The sequence below is a fragment of the Xenorhabdus sp. SGI240 genome, from assembly GCF_040081915.1.
In the GTDB taxonomy this organism is placed as follows: domain Bacteria; phylum Pseudomonadota; class Gammaproteobacteria; order Enterobacterales; family Enterobacteriaceae; genus Xenorhabdus; species Xenorhabdus bakwenae.
Map to the genome: position 1 here is coordinate 1 of NZ_JBEBMB010000115.1, position 1,817 is coordinate 1,817.

Here is a 1,817-nt window from a genome sequence, read left to right on the forward strand (position 1 = left end):
ATAATATGTGCCATCAGGTCAGCCGGTTTTTCGCACGGGTGTTTGCCTGGATAATATTGTACCGGCGCAAACTGCCAGACATCGGTATAAGGCACGGCGGCTGTGACCGTGAACGAACGGCGCATTAAGCCGTATTCCTGCCGTAATTCATCATACTGGCGTGATAGAAACAGGTATGATTCCACCAAATTAGAATACGGCTTATTCAGTTCGCCGCGCTGGTGTTTTTCGTTGGCGATACGGTCAAACAGTGCCTGTAACTTTTGATAGTCAGTTTCACTGGGTAACTGCCACTGGCTGTCATTAAACCAGTGATTGGCCATCTGCTTACCAGTTGCTGCGTGAATCTCTTTCGCCGTGATGCCTAACACTTTTCGGGCATCACGGAAGTAATCTATCAGCGGTTTAAATACCGATTGTTTCAGTTCCCGGCATTGGCGGAAATAACCATCGCCTTTCGGGTGATAGGGTCCCTGATAATGTTCAGCAAAAATAATGCGTTCGGTGGCCGGAAAATACATCCGCAGGCTTTCTTTGTTCTGTCTGCGCCACGGGCCAGACGGTTTCGCCCAGATAATATGGTTCAACACGTTAAACCGTTCCCGTACCAGCAATTCCGTATCAGAGGCCAGACGGGAACCGCAAAACATATACAGGCTGCCGTTCGGTTTCAGTACCCGCCAGAACTCGGCCAGCAGTTCATCCAGCCACGCAAGGTAAGCCGTGGCATCTGACCACTGATTATCCCAGCTACAGTCTTTCACGCGAAAGTACGGCGGGTCAGTGGCTATTAGGTCGATGTAATTGTCCGGTAACGTTTTGATAAAATTTAGCGAGTCGTCGTTAATTAATGTGATACCACTTAAATTCACAATATCCTTCCCGAAATCGACGCTGACTGGCTCTCCGGAAAGCGACAGGAAAGGCGAGTGCTACGAATCCACCCGCCGTTCATTTCACCGCTTAAGGCATTACCCCATCAGGGGCAACGTTTGAAAAACGTGTCGTCGTCCCGGCTTTCCATCAGGCCAGCCAGACAAAATTGAGTTAACATTAATTGGCAACGTGGCGTGGATAGCCCCGTCAGGGTGGAAATATCGGAAACAGACGCCCAGTCATACAAGGGCACGGTTTCTAAAACGCAGGCGGCTGCTGTTGTCATATCGTCATGTTTTAGCATGATAATTTAAACCTTTGGTCAGTTATTGTGCATAAACACACATGTAACTCTGACCGATAGCAACAGCAAGTCTTATGTTTATTTCAGGTATAAAAAAACCCCGCGAGTGCGAGGTCTGAAAATTCGTAGTGAGTATAGTTACAAGTTCCCACTATTTGAAGATACTACGTCAACTTTATGCAAAATGCAAATATTGTCGATGACATAAACAGTTTATTTCGTCACTTCATTAAATACCTCTTCCGCCCGTTCTTCCTCCGCGTAACACTTCTCCACCAGCTTTTGATAAAATGGCTTCCAGTTGCGAGACCATGACGATTGAGTTAATGCTGGAACCAGTGCCTTAACTGCGGTATAAGCCACCGACGAAGGCACTTTGCTGTATCCCCGTCCCGAACATCGCGGGCAAATTTTATGAACGGGTGTACCCTGCAATGCTGTCTGTTCCTCATTAAGCACCAAGCCACGCCCCTTGCAGCGACAACGATTTGACAGAATGCCTTTCCCGTTGCATTTCTGGCACAGTACTTCGACCGCTTCATATTGAGGATCTGACTCACAATAACCGTAGTTACCTAAAACTTTCGCCCGATAGAATTTTGCACCCGATAACTGCTGATTTTTGATTAACCCCTTA

3 protein-coding genes are annotated in these 1,817 nt (G+C 47.3%); all 3 read right to left on the reverse strand.

Annotation, left to right across the window (positions count from 1 at the left end; all coding sequences use genetic code 11):
* The coding region (locus ABLA76_RS16520) for a DNA methyltransferase (protein WP_348988760.1) at window positions 1–872 on the reverse strand (872 nt) is incomplete at its 3' end.
* 107 nt (window positions 873–979) lie between these two features.
* Window positions 980–1,180, reverse strand: a complete 201-nt coding sequence (locus ABLA76_RS16525; protein ID WP_348988761.1) for a hypothetical protein — start codon at window positions 1,178–1,180, stop codon at window positions 980–982.
* A 213-nt stretch (window positions 1,181–1,393) separates the two neighbouring features.
* Window positions 1,394–1,817 (reverse strand): antitermination protein (locus ABLA76_RS16530; RefSeq protein WP_348988762.1); only part of this gene is annotated, 424 nt, incomplete at its 5' end.